Here is a 16,380-nt window from a genome sequence, read left to right on the forward strand (position 1 = left end):
CGGCGATGACATCCGGAAACGAAGCGATGGACGACAGCCTGTCACGCGCCGACGCGCAGCAACGCGCCGACGACATCCGCGCCTTCCGCCGCGAACAGGCGCGACTCGCGGCCGACGGGCTGGCCGCGGCCGATGCGTCGGAGATCCGGGCGCATCACGACGGGCTGCTGACGCGCCTCGCCGCGCGGCCTGACGTCGACACCACGCAGCGCGCCCGCCAGCTCACGCTCGGCCTGCGCATCGCCTCCTTCCTCGGCGCGCTGGCGCTGGCGGCCAGCGTGTTCTTCCTGTTCCGCCAGTACTGGCCGCTGTTTCCCGAAGCGGTGCAGGTCATGGTGCTGGCTGGTGCCGCGCTCGGCACGCTGGGGCTGACCGCGTGGCTGCACGGGCGCGATGCCTCCGGCTACTTCACCAAGCTGGCGGCGCTGGTGGCCTTCGCCTGCTTCGTGCTGAACCTGAGTCTGCTCGGTTCGAGCTTCAACATCACCCCGTCGGACAAGGCGCTGCTGCCGTGGGCGGCCTTCGCGCTGCTGCTCGCCTACACCTGCGAACTGCGCCTGCTGCTGGTGGCTGGCCTGATCTGCATCACCGGCTTCATCGCCGCCCGCGTCGGCACCTGGACCGGCATGTACTGGCTCAGCGTGGGCGAGCGGCCGGAACATTTCTTCCCGGCGGCGCTGCTCATGTTCTGCGTTCCGTTCTTCGTCGATCACCGGCGGCATCCGGGTTTCGACGCGACCTGGCGGCTGGTCGCGCTGCTCGCGCTGTTCCTGCCCATGCTGGTGCTGTCGAACTGGGGCCGCGCGAGCTATCTGCCCTTCGATGCCGAGGTGGTCGAAGGCCTCTATCAGCTGGGCGGCTTCGTCGCCGGCGGCCTGCTGACCTGGCTCGGCGCGCGCCGCGGCTGGCCGGAGGTGATGAATACCGCGGTCGTGTTCTTCGTCATCTTCCTGTACACCAAGCTGTTCGACTGGTGGTGGGCGGTGATGCCGAAATTCCTGTTCTTCCTCGTGCTCGGCCTGGTGGCACTGCTGGTCATCCTGGTGCTGAAGCGGCTGCGCGCCGTCGTGGCGGTGGAGGGCGGGCAATGAGGCGTGCGCAGAAGATCCTGCTGGTGGGGGGCGTGGCCCTGATCGTCGCGGTGAATGCCTTCGTGCTGGCGGGCGTGACATGGAACCGTTCGGGCGCGCCCGCCAGCGCGCTCACGCTCGCGCAGCGCGAACTGAGCCTGCCCTATGCCTTCGGGCTGGATGGCGAGCGCGGCGGCATCGACGTGGCACTGCTCTGGCGCGCGCCGATGCGCGACGACAACGCGGAGGCCGCCTACGACATGCACTACGGCCGTGGCCCTGATTGGCTGGATGCCGACAAGCTGCGCGAACTGGGCTTCGACCTGAAGGACGGGCGCGACGCCTACCGCGCCAAGCGCGAGGTGTATGTCGTGCTCGAACTGGCCGGCGCGTCCTGGCAGGCGGCCTTGGCGCAGGCGCAGCGCCGGCTGGACCGCGCGCTCGCCCGCGGCAGCGCGGACAAGCAGGACGCCGACGCGCTGACGTCGGCGCAGGAGGCCCTGAAGTACGAACAGGACAAGGCGTCGCGCCTGTTCGCTGTCGACGCCGGGCTGGACGCGGCGGCGCTGCGCCAGCGCTATCCCGACCGGCGCACGCATGCCATCGTTGCCGCAACGGTGACGCCGTCGGTCACGGTAATCGAAGGAAAAACCCTCTTCAGCGGCCACATCGGCGAGCTGTCGGTTGCCCGCATCAGCGTGCCGCACGCGCTGCGCGGCGCGATGGAGGGCATCGACCGCACGGCGCTCGACAGCGGCCGCGCCGCCTTCGACATGGACGTTTCGTGGGGCCGCCGCTTCGAGCCGTGGATCACCGCGGTGCGCCCGCGCCGCCCGGCGCCGGCCGGATGAAGCAGCCGATCACCGGTTACCTGATCGACGACGAAGGCGACTGGGTCGCCCGGCTGGCGTGCGGGCATCGTCAGCACGTGCGCCACCACCCGCCCTTCATCAACCGCTCCTGGGTGGCGACGGAAGAAGGGCGTGCGGCCCATCTCGGCACACTGCTCGACTGCCCGCGCTGCGATGCCTTCGAGTGGCCCGACCACATCGTCGAACAGGCCGGGCGCGACGGCTGAAGCGGTGCTATCTTCCGCCCCCGTATTTCAGGGAGACGACATGCGCAGCGCAGGCCGCATCAGGACATGGAAGGATGACAAGGGTTTCGGCTTCATCGTGCCGGACGACGGCGGCGATGAGCTGTTCGCCCACATCAGCGAAGTGAACGCCGAAGGTCGCCGGCCGTCGGCGGGCGACCGCGTCAGCTTTGCCGTCGGAACCGACCGCGCGGGGCGGCGCTGTGCCAGGCAGGTGCTGCTCGACGGCGTGCCGCTGAAGACCGCCCGCGCCCGCGGTCAGGTTCGCGACGATCATCCGGTGCAGTGGGGCGGCGCCACGCTGTTCGTCATTCCGGCCTTTCTCGTGGTCATGCTGGTCGCGGCCTGGCTGTGGCAAGTGCCGGCCGGCTGGTTCCTGCTCTATCTCGGGTTGAGCGTCGTCACCTTCGGGCTGTATGCGGTCGACAAGGCGCAGGCCGCGAACAACGGCATGCGCGTGCCCGAAGCGCGGCTGCATCTGCTGGCGCTGGTGGGCGGCTGGCCCGGCGGCCTGCTGGCACAGCAGTTCCTGCGCCACAAGTCAGTCAAGGCCTCGTTCCGGCGCGGCTTCTGGGTCACCGTGGCGCTGAATGTGCTTATCTTCCTGTTCGTCACCAGCCCGCTCGGCCGGCCGCTCGTCGCGCACTGGCTGGGGTAGGGACTGCGGGTAGCGAGCTGTGCGAGTGGCCCGCCGCCGTGATCAGTGCCTCGATGGCCGCAGTGCAGCGTGCGTATCGAGGCGAGGGCGGAGCGGGGGTTTCGGCGAGCACTGCTCGCCGCCCGCAGAGCCGGCCGGCCATGCAGGGCCGGCAGTGGATCGCCGCTCCCACAGCCAAAGCCACGGCGCCCGCGCAGCCGCGGTATCGCACGGCGCCGCCGTGACGGGGGTCGCGGTGCGCTCGGTTGCACCGGCGATCACGCCCCCGAAATGCACGGGCGGATGATCCCGCTCAAGGTGCGTGCCCCAGGCTTTGATCAGGATGGACACACCGGCATTTCAGTAGGTTGGGGTGAGCGCAGCGATGCCCAACATCCGCTGCCTTTGATCAGGGTGGCGTATCGATATCGAGGGAGGTCGCACATGGGCCGCATCGTCGTCATACAGGGGCATCCCGAAACGCGCCCGGGTCTGCTGCGCGCACTCGCCGACAGTTATGTCGACGGTGCCCGCGAGGCCGGGCACGAAGTCGACGTGATCGACGTGACGCGGCTCGAATTTCCGCTGCTGCGCGACAAGGCGGCCTGGTCTGCAGCCGCGGGCGGCGACGTCGCGCACGCGCAGGCAGCGGTGGCCGCGGCACAGCATGTCGCGGTGTTCTTTCCGCTGTGGCTGGGTACGCTGCCGGCGCTGCTCAAGGCCTTTTTCGAGCAGATCCTCCGGCCGGGTTTCGCGATTGGCGAAGGTACCGGGCTGAGCCCCTTCGAGCCGCTGCTGAAGGGCCGTTCGGCGCGGCTGGTCGTGACCATGGGCATGCCGGCCTTGATGTTCCGCTTGATCTACCTTGCGCATGGCGTGAAGAGCTTCGAACGCAATGCACTGAATTTCGTCGGCATCCGGCCGGTGCGCACGACGCTGATCGGCAGCGTGGACAGCATGGATGATGCCGCTCGTGCCCGCTGGCATGCGCAGATGCGCGGCCTGGGTCGCGCCGCCCGCTGACGGGGCTGCGCTGTAGGAGCGGCGGCCTCGCCGCGATCGGCGCGTTGATCAACGATCATCGCGGCATCAATCGCGGCGAGGCCGCCGCTCCCACAGGGGCACTCCCACAGCCGCTGATTCAGCGAGACGCTCTTCGAGCCCGTCACTGCCCGACACTGAAAGCGTGCTTGGGGGCTTCGCCGGAAGTCCCGGCTGGCAGGTGGACTGCGCTACACCCGCAGCAGGCGCACGCGCCTGAACCAGCCGCCGAAAGCGGCGGGTTCGTTGCTGACCACGCCGAACGGCAGGTCCTTCAGCGCGTCTTCGAGGACCAGGTCGAGCCGGGTGGCGATGCGGCCGGCGATGGGCGACAGCAGGCGGCGCAATGGCGCCGGTCGGCCGGCCGGCAGGAATTTGTCGAGCAGCAGGGCCGCGCCGCCCGGTTTCAGCACGCGGGCGGCTTCGCGCAGGCAGGCGGCACCATCGGGCACGACGGCGACGATCAGGTGCAGCACGACGCAGTCGAAGCTCGCGTCGCGGAACGGCAGACGCATCGCGTCGCCGCGCACCGCGGTGTAATCGAGTCCCTCGGCGCGCGGCAGGCTGCGCGCGAGCATGGCGCTGTTGAAGTCGAGGCCGGTGTAGCGGTGGTCGGGCGGCAGGCAGGGCAGGTCGAGGCCGGTGCCGATGCCGCATAGCAGGATGTCGGAGGGCGAGCGCGGAAGGGCGTCGAGGCTGGCGCGTCGCGCGCCGCGCGACGCGAGATCGACGACCGCGTCGTACAGCGGCGCGAGACGGGTATAGGAGGCGTCGAGAGACACCGCGCCGACCCGGACCTCAGTGCAGCACGCGCGGCATGGCGAGCGTGAATTCCGGAATGACGGCTTCGAACTGCGTGCCGTCGTCGGCCACCATCTGGTAGGTGCCGCCCATGGTGCCGACCGGTGTGGTCAGCGCGCAGCCGCTGGTGTACTCGAACTTTTCGTCCGGCTTGAGCAGCGGTTGCTGGCCGACGACGCCCAGGCCGCGCACTTCCTGTTCGGAATCGGCCGCGTCGCGGATGACCCAGTGACGGCTGATCAGCTGAGCCGGCACAGAGCCCGTATTGGTGATCGTCACCGTGTAGGCGAAGACGAAGCGCGACTCGTCAGGGTCGGACTGCTCTTCGACGTAGCGTGTCTGCACCGACACCGTGATTTCATGTTTTTTAGCTTCGGCCATGGCAGCTTTTTAACCGAAGTAAACCGGAGCGGCAAGCAGCAGCCGCCGAGACACACAGGCAAAGCGCGGGCCAATGAGCAGGGCAGGGCACGGGAGCCGATACAATTGCACTCCCGCCATCCGGAGCACGCCCGTGAGCCACTCGTCCGCACGTCCTTCATCCGCCGCCGATTTCCTGATCGCGCCCAGCCTGCTGTCGGCCGATTTCGCCACGCTCGGGCAGGAGGTGCGCAATGTCATCGATTCCGGCGCCGACTGGATCCACTTCGACGTGATGGACAACCACTACGTGCCCAACCTGACCATCGGTCCGCTGGTGTGCCAGGCACTGCGCCCGCATACCGACGCGGTGATCGACGTGCACCTGATGGTGAAGCCGGTCGACCGCATCATCCCGGATTTCGCGAAGGCCGGCGCCAACGTGATCACCTTCCATCCGGAGGCGTCCGAGCACATCGACCGCTCGCTGGCGCTGATCCGCGATCACGGTTGCCGGGCCGGTCTGGTGTTCAACCCGGCCACGCCGCTGCATCACCTCGACCACGTGATGGACCGGCTCGACCTCGTGCTGCTGATGTCCGTGAACCCGGGCTTCGGCGGCCAGAGCTTCATTCCGGAAACGCTGAACAAGCTGCGCGCCGCGCGCGCGAAGCTCGACGAGTATGAAGCACGTACCGGCCGGCGCATCCGGCTGGAAATCGACGGCGGGGTGAAGGTGGACAACATCGCCGACATCGCGCGCGCCGGCGCCGACACCTTCGTCGCCGGCTCGGCCGTGTTCGGCGCCGGGCTCGACACCGACCCGAACCGCTACGACAGCGTGATCGGCGCGCTGCGTGCCCAACTCGCTACCGTCGCGGCATGAGCGCACGGCGCGCGGTCGCCGCCATCAGCTTCGACCTGGACGGCACGCTGCTCGACACCGTGCCCGACCTCGCCGCGGCGGCGCGCGACATGGCGCTCGAACTGGGCCTGCCGCCAAGGCGTGAAGACGAGGTGCGCGTGTTCGTCGGCCGCGGCATTCCGAATCTGGTCGAGCGCTGCCTGGGCGAGCGCGCGCAGGACGCCGCGCTGCTGGCGCGGGCGATCGAGGTGTTCAAGCGCGGCTACCGCGCACGCAACGGCGAGCGTTCGACCGCCTACCCGGGCGCGCACGCCACGCTGGCGGCACTGCAGACGGCCGGTTTCCGGCTCGCCTGCGTCACCAACAAGGCGGCCGACTTCACCGAACCGCTGCTCGAACGGATGAAGATGAGCCCGTACTTCGACTGCGTGGTCAGCGGCGACACGCTGCCGCAGAAGAAACCCGATCCGGCGCCGCTGTTGCATGCGGCCGCGCAACTGGACTGCGCACCCGGCGCGCTGTTGCATGTCGGCGACTCGTACAACGACATCGACTGCGCCCGCGCGGCCGGTGTACCGGTGTTCGGCGTGCCCTGGGGCTACAGCGAAGGGCGCGTGCTGGACGCAAAAGATTGCGATGGGCTACTATCGTCGCTCCCCGACCTGCTCGACCGCGTCATGCTTTCGACCGGTCACTGAGCCGATCGAACCACAATGAACCGACACCCAATGGACAGCCTGACTTCCAAGGAGATACCCGCCCGCAGCTGCGCGCCCGCGCCCCTGCACGGGTACCTGTGGCGAGCCGCCTGACTCCGCTTCCGGTCCGGCGCAGGCGGTGACACCGCGGCGCCCGTTCAACTCCCGCTTTCCGGTCTGTCCATGAATCACGATCAATTCGAGGCGCTCGTACGCGCCGGCTACAACCGCATTCCGGTCGCGCGCCAGGCGCTGGCCGACCTCGACACGCCACTGTCCGCCTATCTCAAGCTGGCCGACGCGCCGTACTCCTATCTGCTCGAATCGGTGCAGGGCGGCGAGCGCTGGGGCCGCTACTCCATCCTCGGCCTGCCGGCGCAGACGCGCATCGTCGTGCGTCGCAACGACATCCGCGTGCTGCGTGACGAGGTCGAGATCGAGCACTGCGAGTCGGCCGACCCGCTCGGCTTCGTGCAGGACTTCATCTACCGCTACCGGGTGCCCGATCTGCCGGGCCTGCCGCGCTTTTCCGGCGGGCTGGTCGGCTATTTCGGCTACGACGTGGTGCGCTATGTCGAGCACCGGCTCGAAGCCGGCTGGAACAAGGCAGATCCGCTCGGCGTGCCCGACATCCATCTGCTGCTGTCCGATGAACTGGCGGTATTCGACAACCTGTCGGGCCGGCTCACCTTCATCGTCTATGCCGACCCGGCGCAGCCGGATGCGCTGATGAACGCGCATCTGCGGCTCGAAGCGCTGTCGGCGCGGCTGAAGTCGCCGCTGCGCGAACCGGACACGCCGCGCGGCGTGTCGGTGGCGGCGGTGTCCGGCTTCGGCCACGACGCCTACTGCGCGGCAGTCGACACCGCCAAGCGCTACATCTTCGACGGCGACATCATGCAGGTCGTGCCGTCGCAGCGCATGAGCAAGCCGCTGGCGACGACGCCGATGGCGGTCTATCGCGCGCTGCGCGCGCTGAATCCGTCGCCCTACATGTATTTCTTCAACCTGGGCGACACCCACATCGTCGGCGCCAGCCCGGAAATCCTCGCCCGCCTGGAAGGCGAGAAGGTGACGGTGCGGCCGATCGCCGGCACCCGCAAGCGCGGCGCCACGCCGGACGAAGACCGTGCGCTGGCCGAGGACCTGCTGTCGGACGAGAAGGAACGCGCCGAACACATCATGCTGGTCGATCTGGGCCGCAACGACCTCGGCCGCGTCGCGGCCATCGGTTCGGTCGAAGTGACCGACCGCATGGTGGTGGAGAAGTATTCGCACGTGATGCACATCGTCAGCAATGTCGAAGGCGTGCTCAAGCCCGGGCTGACCGCGATGGACGTGCTGCGCGCCACCTTCCCGGCCGGCACGGTCAGCGGCGCGCCCAAGGTGAGGGCGATGGAAATCATCGACGAGCTGGAGCCGGTCAAGCGCGGCATCTATTCCGGCGCCGTGGGCTACCTCGGCTTCAACGGCGGCATGGACGTGGCCATCGCGCTGCGCACCGCGGTCATCAAGGACGGCCAGCTGCACGCCCAGGCCGGTGGCGGCGTGGTGATGGATTCGACGCCGGAAGGCGAATGGCAGGAAACGCTGAACAAGGCGCGCGCCGTGCTGCGCGCGGCCGAACTGGCGGAAGCGGGGCTGGTACCGGGCCCGGACGGGCAGGGGAACTGACATGTTATTGATGATCGACAATTACGACTCCTTCACCTACAACCTCGTGCAGTACTTCGGCGAGTTGGGTGAGGACGTGCGGGTGTTCCGCAACGACGAAATCACGCTCGACCAGATCGATGCGCTCAAGCCGGACCACATCGTGGTGTCGCCCGGGCCGTGTTCGCCGAAGGAAGCCGGTGTGTCGGTGCCGCTGATCAATGCCTTCGCCGGCAGGTACCCGATACTGGGCGTGTGTCTCGGCCACCAGAGCATCGGTGCGGCGTTCGGCGGCGACGTGGTGCACGCCAAGGTGGTGATGCACGGCAAGACCGCCGCCATCCATCATGCCGACAAGGGCATGTTCCGCGGCCTGCCGAATCCCTTCACCGCGATCCGCTACCACTCGCTGGCGGTGGCGCGCGACACGCTGCCCGAGTGCCTGGAAGTGACGGCCTGGACCGACGACGGCGAAATCATGGGCATGCGGCACAAGACGCTGGCGGTCGAGGGCGTGCAGTTTCATCCCGAATCCATCCTGACGGAGCACGGTCACCGGATGCTGAAGAACTTCCTCGACGAGTGGAGGGCTGGCGCATGAGCTTCACGCCGAAACAGGCGCTCGAGCGCGTGATCGAGCACCGCGAAATCTTCCGCGACGAAATGACCGCACTGATGCGCCAGATCATGACCGGCGAAGTGTCGCCGACCTTGATCGCCGCCATCCTGATCGGTTTGCGCGTGAAGAAGGAAACCGTGGGCGAGATTGCCGCGGCCGCACGGGTGATGCGCGAACTGTCGATGAAGGTGCCGGTGGATGACACGCAGACCCTGGTCGATACCTGCGGTACCGGTGGCGATGGCGCGCACACCTTCAATATTTCCACCGCGGCGATGTTCGTTGCCGCTGCCGCCGGTGCGCGCGTGGCCAAGCATGGTGGACGGGCCAGTTCGTCGCAGAGCGGGTCGGCCGACGTGCTGGAAGCGCTCGGCATGACGCTGAACCTCACGCCGGCGCAGGTGGCGACATGCATCGAACAGGCTGGCGTGGGCTTCATGTTCGCCCCCAACCACCACAGTGCGATGAAGCACGCCGCACCGGTGCGCCGGGAACTGGGCGTGCGCACGATGTTCAATATCCTCGGCCCGCTGACCAATCCGGCCGGTGCGGCCAATCAGGTGATGGGTGTGTTCCACGCTGACCTGGTCGGCATCCTGGCGCGGGTGCTCAAGGAACTGGGCTCGCGCAACGTGCTGGTGGTGCATGGCCGCGACGGGCTGGACGAACTGTCGATCAGCGGCGACACCTATGTCGGCGAGCTGCGCGACGGCGAGGTGCGCGAGTACACGGTGCATCCGTCGGACGTCGGTCTGCCGGTGCATGCACTCGACACGCTGCGCGTGGCCGATGTGCAGGCTTCGCGCGACATGCTGCTGGCCGCGCTGGAGGGCCGCTTCGCCCCGGCGCGCGACATCGTGCTGCTCAACGCCGGTGCCAGCCTCTATCTGGCGGGCGTGGCGGACAACCTGCGCGACGGCGTGGATCGTGCCCGTGAGGCGGTCGAATCCGGCGCCGCGCGGGCACGTGTCGATGCGCTGGTCGAGCTGACGCGCTCATTCGCCACGTGATGTTCTCGTGGACGCCTGCCCCGCAGGCGATCGAGCGGTCGATCACCGCGACAGCGTCATGCGGCCCCCGATCGCCTGCAGGGCAGGCGCCTACGGGGCCGAAACATTGAATGGGGTCAGAAGAAATGTCCGACATCCTGCAGAAAATCCTCGCCACCAAGCGGGAGGAAATAGCCGCCGGCCGCGTCTTGCAGACGCTGGACGCACTGTGTACCCGGGCCGAAGCCCAGCCGCCGGTGCGCAACTTCGTCGCTGCGCTGAGCGATCGCGTGGCGCGACGGCAGCCCGCGGTGATTGCCGAGGTGAAGAAGGCCAGCCCGTCGAAGGGCGTGCTGCGCGCCGACTTCCGGCCGGCCGAGATCGCGCGCTCGTACGAAGCGGGCGGTGCCGCCTGCCTGTCCGTGCTGACTGACCGGCAGTATTTTCAGGGGGCGCCCGAATATCTGGTCGAAGCGCGTGCCGCCTGTCGGCTGCCGGTGCTGCGCAAGGATTTCATCATCGATCCGTGGCAGGTGGTCGAGGCGCGTGCGATGGGCGCCGACTGCATCCTGCTGATCGTGGCCGCTTTCCTGCCGCCGTCCGGCGAGGCGGATGGTGCGCAGCAGGCGAAAGCGGTGGCCGACATGCGTGCACTCGAAACCCTGGCCGGAGAGCTGGGCATGGCGGTGCTGGTCGAAAGTCACGACGCGGGCGAACTTGATCTGGCGCTGCAGCTCGATACGTCGCTGATGGGCATCAACAACCGCAGCCTGCGCACCTTTGCGGTATCGCTCGATTTCACGCTGTCCCAGCTCGATCGCATTCCGGCCGGGCGCATCGTGATCACCGAAAGCGGCATCCTGACGGCAGAACACGTCGCGACCATGCGGGCCCGCGACGTGCATGCCTTTCTGGTCGGCGAAGCCTTCATGCGCGCCGCCGACCCCGGGGCCGAACTGGCCCGCCTGTTCGGAACTGCCGTGGTCTGAACCACAGCAGTCCGGTCATCAGCTGCGCACTGCGTCGTCGGCGGCACGCGCGCCGTCGCCATGGCCATGATGCCTGCCGTGGTGCTTGCCATGGTGCGGGTGACCGCCACCCAGACGGGCCAGTGATTTCGCCGCGTCCTTGCGCTGTTCGGGCGTCAGCACTTCGGCCAGATCGGCCAGCGTGCGCGTCATCAGCTTCGAACGTTCGTCCATCTGCGCGTGGCGTGCGGCACGCAGCTGTTCGATCCGGTCGCGATCAATCGACTCGGCCGACAACAGCGCCAGCATTTCCTTCGGACCGCTGCCATCGGCAGGGCGCAGAGCCTTCATCTGTTCGGACGAGGCCTGGACAATTTCGCGGGCACGTGCCTTCTGCTCATCGGTCGCGCCGACCTTGCTGAAGACGCGTTCGACGCGTTCCGCCATGCGCTTTTCCATCTGACCGTGGCCGTGATGCGCTGCGGTCTTCATGGCGTGCGGTGCGCGCTGTTCGCCCGCGTCGGCGGACGCCTGCGGAACAGCGGCAACCATTGCGGCCAGTGCGCCGGCCGCGGTGAGGGTGGCCAGCCAGCGGCCGCGGGATGTTGCAGCCTGCAGGGTGCGGGCCGTGACAGCGTTCGGGTGTTTCATGATGTGATTCCTCTGATTTGCCGGAATGCTCCGGCAGCGAAGCCAGTGTCGGCGGCTGCTGTAAACCCGCTGCGCGACCGCAGTAACGATTTGTAAGATTCGCGGTTTTTTGGCATTTTCAAGGCCGGGATTCAGGTTGCGGTCGAAACGGGTGACATCGACCTGCAATGAACGGTCGGGATGTGATGATTCCCAGTGTTGGCGCGGGTTTTACGCCAAAGCGCTGCGGTATTATCCGGCAAGGTTCCGTCCATCAGAACGGCCGATAAACAATCAAAAAGGTCAGCGCCGGGGGTCACCTCGACGTACTCCGCTTCCTGCACAGCATGTCAGCCACCGCTGCAAGCGCGATCGAATGTGCCGTGCTGTCTGGCGCGCCCTCCGTTCCGGTGATTGCCGGCACGGCGCTCGGCCTGCGCGCGCCGCAGGGCGAGGCGCAGCCGCTGTCTTCGCTGCTGCGCGCCGATCCGGTGCTGGTGCTGCGTGTGCTGCGCGCGTCGGAAGCGCTCGAGCACACGAATGGCCTGAGTGCAGCCCGTCGCATCGATGCGGTGATCGACGCGGGCGGACAGGCGCTGATCCGCGCGGCCATGCTCGACACCCACCACTGGTCGTCCCGCGTCGGTGGCGTGCCGGACGGATTCCGCCGCTACTGGTCACATTCGCTGCTGACCGCCGAAACTGCGCGCGAGCTTTCGCTGCGCTGCGGCCAAAGCGATCCCGACGACGCCTATATCGCCGGGCTGCTGCTCGACGTGGCGCTGCCGTTGCTTTCGTCCAACCCGTCGTACCTGAACCTGCTGGCGCAAGGCCATCACGAATCGGTGCTGGCGGGCCTCGAATCGACCGAGCTGGGCGTGTCGCATGCCGAACTGGCCGCCGATCTGCTGCCAGCCGGCTGGACCGGCGAACTGGCCGACGCCTTGCGCTTCCATCACGCCGACGCGGCACTGTTCCACGACGCGCCGGAACTGCTGCGCGTCGCGCGCGCGGCCGAAGAGCTGTCGGGCGGCGGTAGCGGCGATGCGATGCAGCACGCCGCGCTTGCGCATGCATTGACCGGGCTGCCGATGGACCAGCTCAACGACGCTTGGCAGACCGCCTGCCGACGCACGCAGTCCCGGCTGGACGCGCTTCAATTGCTCGACCCGATGGCGCCGATGATCGCCGGCGAACCCTATCGGCCGTTTTTCGAAGTTTCGCTCATCCCGTCGTTCGATTCTTCGTCCGACCCGGCGAACGGCAACGATCCACAGCAGTCGGTGCTGCTTGATCTTGCCCGCAGCGGACTCCTCGCGCAGGTGCTCGAACCCACGGCGGACAATGACGTGCTGCGCGCCTACCGGCTGGCCGGCGCCCTGCTGCTCGATCTGCCGATGCCGCAGATGCTGCTGCCGGCGCACGGCGAAACCCGTTTTGCGGTGCTCGACGAAGCCGGCGAACCGGGCGGCGTCCAGCTCGATCTGGCGCATTCCGGGCTGGGGGACATCGGACAACAATTGCTGCGCGGCCAGCCCTGGTATTGCGAGGATGCGCAGCAGGCGGCGCGTCTGCCGATCAGCATCCAGCGGCTGCTGCGCCCGGCGCGCGGTGAAGCCTGCCTGGTGCTGCCGCTGCTCGGCGACGGTCGGGTGGAGGCCCTTGCACTGCATCGCATGCCGGTGTCGGCGCTGTCAGGCCTGCGCAGACGCGCCGCCGGACTCGACGCATTGACTGGCGCGACGGCGCGGGCGCTGCGCATGCAGCGTGTCCAGGCGCGCAATCTGGGCGAACTTCGCAGCAGCATGGTCGAGCAGTACGCGGCGCATTCGCGCCAGTTGCGTGCCGACCTGAACACGCCGCTCGGCCTGCTGAAGCATCAGGTGAAGTCGATGCGGCTGAAGATGGGGGCCGATTCGATGCTGGAATCGGAGCTGTCGGTGTTCAACGATCAGGTGATCCGCATCGATACCGTCCTGCACCAGTTCGAAAGCCGCCCGCCGGACATCACGGCGGCCGCTCAATGGACCGACATCAACCAGTTGATCGAACAGATCATGGCCGAGACCGACGAGCGGACGTTCCGCGCCCGTTCGATCACGACCGAACTTCATCTCGATTCGGCGCTGCCGCCGCTGCACCTGCCTTTGTCGGCGATGCGCGATATCGTGGCCGCGCTGCTCACGGTCAGTGCCGAGCAGATCGGCGGCGGTGGCGGGCGCATCGCCGTCAGCAGTGCCGATGGCGTGAACTGGAATGGCGTGCTGCACGCAGAAATCCGCATCCGCGATTTCGGCCGCGGCATGGACGCTGCGCGGGTGGCGGCGCTGTTTGCGTCGACGGCCGGCGAAGGTCAGGCGCGTCCTACGCTGGCACACGCGCTGGCGCAGATTCGCGCGCTCGGCGGCTCGCTGTCGTGCAAGAGCGCGATCGGTCAGGGCACGGTATTCCAGCTGCTGCTGCCGCGTCAGACACGGCGACGTGCGCCGGCGGCCTCGCCGGCGTAACGGTCAAGCCGCCTTCCAGCGGCTGTTGGCATTCACGTGCTGGGACAGGAAATCCATCTGGTCAACCAGGATGTTGCGGTTGCTCAGGATGAGGTACTCGGCCTTGTTCGGCACATAGGGCGCGTACAGCAACTGCATGTGCGCCTGTTCGGGCGTACGGCCACTCTTGCGCTGGTTGCACGGACGGCAGCACGTGACCACATTCATCCACAGGTCCCGGCCGCCCTGCGACACCGGCAGGATGTGGTCGCGCGTGAGTTTCTGGGCGGAAAAATCACCGCCGCAGTAGGCACAGATCGAGCGATCGCGATGGAACAGCTCGCGATTGTTCAGCGGCGGCACGGCCATCTGCAGCTTGTGCGCGTGGCTGCGGCCCTTGATCGCGATGATGCTGTTGGTGCGGATGAAGGATTGCTCACCGGTCACCCGGTTGATGCCGCCGCGGATTTCGAATTCGTGACTGCCGGCAACCCAGGCCACCAGATCCTTCGAGTGATAGAACACGGCGTGCTGCCAGCTCACCCAGCGATGCGGCACGCCGTTGGCATCCAGCGTGAGTATCCACGGATGTGCAGGCCGGCGGCGTTCCCGCGCCAAGCTCAGCGGTGGGTGCTCTTCCATCGACGGAAACACGGCCTTGGCAACCTCCATAGTGTCCAGCTTTAAAGGCAGGAAACGCGGAAACGCAGACTTGCGCGCGGGCAATCGTTTGCCGATCGAGTGTAACGGCCTTCCGCCTGCAACGCGCACGTACTCTAGCAAAGGAAGATGAATTTGCAACCGCGTCGCCGGCGTGATTCATCATTCCGGATGTTTCGGTTGATCGGCGTCGTGGGCAGGGTGTACGGCAAGGCGCGAGGACGCGGCAGGCAGGCCCGGCATGCGCCCCCGGACGGGGCGTTAGCCTGCCCGCCGCCAGTGGGGGGCAGGATGACCCGGGGCGAGCCGGCGGTTTCCTGCGCGGACGAGCAACGAAATCGGATGCCCTGCCGGCCGTGCGCGGGGCGTTGAAGCGGTCTCACTCAAGGAAGGGTTCTTCGGAGAATGACAACCGTGGCGACGCCCAAGGCATTCAATGACCTGGCAACGGGTCAACCAAGGTTTGCAGGATCATCGAAGCTGCTGGCCGCAGCGGGGTTGTCGCTGGCAGTGCACGGGCTGTTGATCTGGCCGCTTGCTGTGCCACGCTCGGCGCCCGATGCACCGGCCCGGCAGGTCGGCGCGCTGCGGCTCGTGCCGGCGGCGCCGGCAGCGGCCTCGGTCACCGTTGCGGAGGACCCGCCAGCCGTTCCGAAAACCCGCCTGTCGGTCGATCGACCGCCGCCGGCCGCTGGTGTCGCCGGCCCCGCGCTGCCCGTGCCGGACCGCGGCGCGCTGCCGCCCGCGGTCGCTGAGTCCTCGCTACGTGCATTTCGCTACGCGATCGCGCGTTCTGTTGTGCGCGACGGCGCATTGCTGCAGGCAGCGGGTGTGCGCATGGTGATCGCGCTGCGGCTGCATGCGCGCCGCGTCGTTGCGGTCTCTCTGGTGCGCAGCAGCGGACATGACGAAACGGATGCGCGGGTGATGGCGGCATTCAGGGAAGCGGCGAGTAGCGCCGTCATGTCGGTTGAATTGCCGGCGCATGGCTTCGTTTTGGAACTGGAACTGGATGGCGAACCGACCGACGCCGAGCAGGATGGACATGCCACCGCGCCGGGCTGATGCGCTGAATGGCTGTTCAGCAGCGCACCTGCTGACGGCAGAACTCCGCCATCGGAATCACGCGCGTACGGTCGCCGACCGGCTGCATGGCGCGGTCGCCGCCATGCTCCAGCGCAAGCCGGAAGCCGAAACTGCTGAAGAAGCGATCGAACACGTCGGCGCCCAGGGTGGCGACCGCAGCCAGTTCGTCGCGCTCGGCGGAGTACTCCAATACAATCGCGGCCAACGGTTGCGGGGCAGGGCCTTCGAGCACCTGCGCGCCGGCGGCAGGATCGAACTGGCTGTGCTCGGAACAGCAGTGGATGACTCGGGCGCGCGCATTGTGTGGCGTCGCGTCAGCGCGATAGGCGATGAAACTGATGTCGCGTGTGGGATGGGTGAGCTTGTGCGAGCATATGGCCGAGTAGGCAACGACAGATTGGCGCCGGCCGACGCCGCCCGGCCAGTCATAGAGGCGGCCATCCGCAGTGCGGATGTCTTTCTTGCCCACCACCTTTCGACCGAGATCGAGCAGGAAGCACGGCGTGGCCGGGTAGGGCCACTGGAAAACATAATTGACGCCCGGCTCAAGCGAGCCCGCCCGCAGCGGTTGTCCGTCACCGTCGGTCAGTACGCTGCGCGGGTAGCTTCGCACGACGCGCGCTTGCGTCGGCATGTTCAACCCGAGCATGCCGCACGCAGCGCTGCAGGTCGCGATGAAGTGGCGTCGTTCCATTTTCATGCTCCACAGGGACGGTTTGTG

18 protein-coding genes are annotated in these 16,380 nt (G+C 67.6%); 13 read left to right on the forward strand and 5 right to left on the reverse strand.

Going from position 1 to position 16,380, the window contains the following annotated elements:
* Window positions 1–5: 5 nt before the first annotated feature.
* The 5 genes from ACTIFF_RS01545 to ACTIFF_RS01565 all read left to right on the forward strand — a co-directional run bounded on the left by ACTIFF_RS01545 (window position 6) and on the right by ACTIFF_RS01565 (window position 3,826).
* On the forward strand, window positions 6–1,091 hold the full coding sequence (locus ACTIFF_RS01545) for a DUF2157 domain-containing protein (protein WP_439535226.1): 1,086 nt from the start codon (window positions 6–8) through the stop codon (window positions 1,089–1,091).
* Window positions 1,088–1,921 carry a DUF4824 family protein gene (locus ACTIFF_RS01550; RefSeq protein WP_439535227.1) on the forward strand — a complete coding sequence of 278 codons (834 nt, stop codon included), beginning with the start codon at window positions 1,088–1,090 and terminating at the stop codon, window positions 1,919–1,921. Before ACTIFF_RS01545 ends, ACTIFF_RS01550 begins: the two co-directional genes overlap by 4 nt.
* Window positions 1,918–2,148, forward strand: coding sequence for a DUF3565 domain-containing protein (locus ACTIFF_RS01555; protein WP_439535228.1), 231 nt, complete (start codon window positions 1,918–1,920; stop codon window positions 2,146–2,148). The genes ACTIFF_RS01550 and ACTIFF_RS01555 overlap by 4 nt, the downstream gene beginning before the upstream one ends.
* Window positions 2,149–2,188: 40 nt before the next feature.
* Window positions 2,189–2,824: a DUF1294 domain-containing protein gene (locus ACTIFF_RS01560; RefSeq protein ID WP_439535229.1), complete on the forward strand. Its 636-nt coding sequence runs from the start codon at window positions 2,189–2,191 to the stop codon at window positions 2,822–2,824.
* Window positions 2,825–3,247: 423 nt separating this feature from the next.
* Window positions 3,248–3,826, forward strand: a complete 579-nt coding sequence (locus ACTIFF_RS01565) for an NAD(P)H-dependent oxidoreductase (RefSeq protein WP_439535230.1) — start codon at window positions 3,248–3,250, stop codon at window positions 3,824–3,826.
* A 209-nt stretch (window positions 3,827–4,035) separates the two neighbouring features.
* Here ACTIFF_RS01565 and ACTIFF_RS01570 read toward each other — a convergent pair whose 3' ends face one another.
* Window positions 4,036–4,626, reverse strand: coding sequence for a class I SAM-dependent methyltransferase (locus ACTIFF_RS01570; RefSeq protein WP_439535231.1), 591 nt, complete (start codon window positions 4,624–4,626; stop codon window positions 4,036–4,038).
* Between the two features lie 16 nt (window positions 4,627–4,642).
* Window positions 4,643–5,026 (reverse strand): Co2+/Mg2+ efflux protein ApaG, encoded by a 384-nt coding sequence (apaG, locus tag ACTIFF_RS01575; protein WP_439535232.1) that lies wholly within the window; start codon window positions 5,024–5,026, stop codon window positions 4,643–4,645.
* Between the two features lie 133 nt (window positions 5,027–5,159).
* On the opposite strand from apaG, the gene rpe reads away from it, so the two are divergent.
* The 6 genes from rpe to trpC all read left to right on the forward strand — a co-directional run bounded on the left by rpe (window position 5,160) and on the right by trpC (window position 10,818).
* Window positions 5,160–5,891, forward strand: coding sequence for a ribulose-phosphate 3-epimerase (gene rpe, locus ACTIFF_RS01580; RefSeq protein ID WP_306478430.1), 732 nt, complete (start codon window positions 5,160–5,162; stop codon window positions 5,889–5,891).
* A complete protein-coding gene (locus tag ACTIFF_RS01585) occupies window positions 5,888–6,568 on the forward strand; it encodes a phosphoglycolate phosphatase (protein WP_439535233.1) in 681 nt (226 codons plus the stop codon). Before rpe ends, ACTIFF_RS01585 begins: the two co-directional genes overlap by 4 nt.
* 183 nt (window positions 6,569–6,751) lie before the next feature.
* On the forward strand, window positions 6,752–8,242 hold the full coding sequence (trpE, locus tag ACTIFF_RS01590) for an anthranilate synthase component I (protein WP_439535234.1): 1,491 nt from the start codon (window positions 6,752–6,754) through the stop codon (window positions 8,240–8,242).
* 1 nt (window position 8,243) lies between these two features.
* Window positions 8,244–8,822, forward strand: a complete 579-nt coding sequence (locus ACTIFF_RS01595) for an anthranilate synthase component II (RefSeq protein ID WP_257080375.1) — start codon at window positions 8,244–8,246, stop codon at window positions 8,820–8,822.
* On the forward strand, window positions 8,819–9,850 hold the full coding sequence (gene trpD / locus ACTIFF_RS01600; protein ID WP_439535235.1) for an anthranilate phosphoribosyltransferase: 1,032 nt from the start codon (window positions 8,819–8,821) through the stop codon (window positions 9,848–9,850). The genes ACTIFF_RS01595 and trpD overlap by 4 nt, the downstream gene beginning before the upstream one ends.
* Before the next feature lie 125 nt (window positions 9,851–9,975).
* Complete coding sequence (gene trpC / locus ACTIFF_RS01605; protein ID WP_439535236.1) at window positions 9,976–10,818, forward strand: indole-3-glycerol phosphate synthase TrpC; 843 nt, start codon at window positions 9,976–9,978, stop codon at window positions 10,816–10,818.
* 18 nt (window positions 10,819–10,836) lie between these two features.
* Here trpC and ACTIFF_RS01610 read toward each other — a convergent pair whose 3' ends face one another.
* Complete coding sequence (locus ACTIFF_RS01610) at window positions 10,837–11,448, reverse strand: Spy/CpxP family protein refolding chaperone (RefSeq protein ID WP_439535237.1); 612 nt, start codon at window positions 11,446–11,448, stop codon at window positions 10,837–10,839.
* 326 nt (window positions 11,449–11,774) lie between these two features.
* On the opposite strand from ACTIFF_RS01610, the gene ACTIFF_RS01615 reads away from it, so the two are divergent.
* Window positions 11,775–13,934 carry an HDOD domain-containing protein gene (locus ACTIFF_RS01615; protein WP_439535238.1) on the forward strand — a complete coding sequence of 720 codons (2,160 nt, stop codon included), beginning with the start codon at window positions 11,775–11,777 and terminating at the stop codon, window positions 13,932–13,934.
* A gap of 3 nt (window positions 13,935–13,937) precedes the next feature.
* Here ACTIFF_RS01615 and ACTIFF_RS01620 read toward each other — a convergent pair whose 3' ends face one another.
* On the reverse strand, window positions 13,938–14,585 hold the full coding sequence (locus ACTIFF_RS01620) for an HNH endonuclease (protein ID WP_439535239.1): 648 nt from the start codon (window positions 14,583–14,585) through the stop codon (window positions 13,938–13,940).
* 582 nt (window positions 14,586–15,167) lie between these two features.
* Here ACTIFF_RS01620 and ACTIFF_RS01625 point away from each other — a divergent pair.
* Entirely contained in the window at window positions 15,168–15,638 is a 471-nt protein-coding gene (locus ACTIFF_RS01625) for a hypothetical protein (RefSeq protein ID WP_439535240.1), read from the forward strand.
* Between the two features lie 16 nt (window positions 15,639–15,654).
* Here the strand turns inward: ACTIFF_RS01625 and ACTIFF_RS01630 are convergent, their stop codons facing one another.
* A complete protein-coding gene (locus ACTIFF_RS01630; RefSeq protein ID WP_439535241.1) occupies window positions 15,655–16,353 on the reverse strand; it encodes a hypothetical protein in 699 nt (232 codons plus the stop codon).
* Window positions 16,354–16,380: the final 27 nt, after the last annotated feature.

It is taken from the genome of Methyloversatilis sp. (assembly GCF_051861465.1).
Lineage (GTDB): Bacteria > Pseudomonadota > Gammaproteobacteria > Burkholderiales > Rhodocyclaceae > Methyloversatilis.

Excerpts from the sequence above, each read along its gene's own strand:
- ACTIFF_RS01545 (WP_439535226.1), top strand. The coding sequence starts at position 6 with ATGACATCCGGAAACGAAGCGATGGACGACAGCCTGTCACGCGCCGAC.
- ACTIFF_RS01550 (WP_439535227.1), top strand. The coding sequence starts at position 1,088 with ATGAGGCGTGCGCAGAAGATCCTGCTGGTGGGGGGCGTGGCCCTGATC.
- ACTIFF_RS01555 (WP_439535228.1), top strand. The coding sequence starts at position 1,918 with ATGAAGCAGCCGATCACCGGTTACCTGATCGACGACGAAGGCGACTGG.
- ACTIFF_RS01560 (WP_439535229.1), top strand. The coding sequence starts at position 2,189 with ATGCGCAGCGCAGGCCGCATCAGGACATGGAAGGATGACAAGGGTTTC.
- ACTIFF_RS01565 (WP_439535230.1), top strand. The coding sequence starts at position 3,248 with ATGGGCCGCATCGTCGTCATACAGGGGCATCCCGAAACGCGCCCGGGT.
- apaG (WP_439535232.1), bottom strand. The coding sequence starts at position 5,026 with ATGGCCGAAGCTAAAAAACATGAAATCACGGTGTCGGTGCAGACACGC.
- ACTIFF_RS01585 (WP_439535233.1), top strand. The coding sequence starts at position 5,888 with ATGAGCGCACGGCGCGCGGTCGCCGCCATCAGCTTCGACCTGGACGGC.
- trpE (WP_439535234.1), top strand. The coding sequence starts at position 6,752 with ATGAATCACGATCAATTCGAGGCGCTCGTACGCGCCGGCTACAACCGC.
- ACTIFF_RS01595 (WP_257080375.1), top strand. The coding sequence starts at position 8,244 with ATGTTATTGATGATCGACAATTACGACTCCTTCACCTACAACCTCGTG.
- trpD (WP_439535235.1), top strand. The coding sequence starts at position 8,819 with ATGAGCTTCACGCCGAAACAGGCGCTCGAGCGCGTGATCGAGCACCGC.
- trpC (WP_439535236.1), top strand. The coding sequence starts at position 9,976 with ATGTCCGACATCCTGCAGAAAATCCTCGCCACCAAGCGGGAGGAAATA.
- ACTIFF_RS01610 (WP_439535237.1), bottom strand. The coding sequence starts at position 11,448 with ATGAAACACCCGAACGCTGTCACGGCCCGCACCCTGCAGGCTGCAACA.
- ACTIFF_RS01615 (WP_439535238.1), top strand. The coding sequence starts at position 11,775 with ATGTCAGCCACCGCTGCAAGCGCGATCGAATGTGCCGTGCTGTCTGGC.
- ACTIFF_RS01620 (WP_439535239.1), bottom strand. The coding sequence starts at position 14,585 with ATGGAGGTTGCCAAGGCCGTGTTTCCGTCGATGGAAGAGCACCCACCG.
- ACTIFF_RS01630 (WP_439535241.1), bottom strand. The coding sequence starts at position 16,353 with ATGGAACGACGCCACTTCATCGCGACCTGCAGCGCTGCGTGCGGCATG.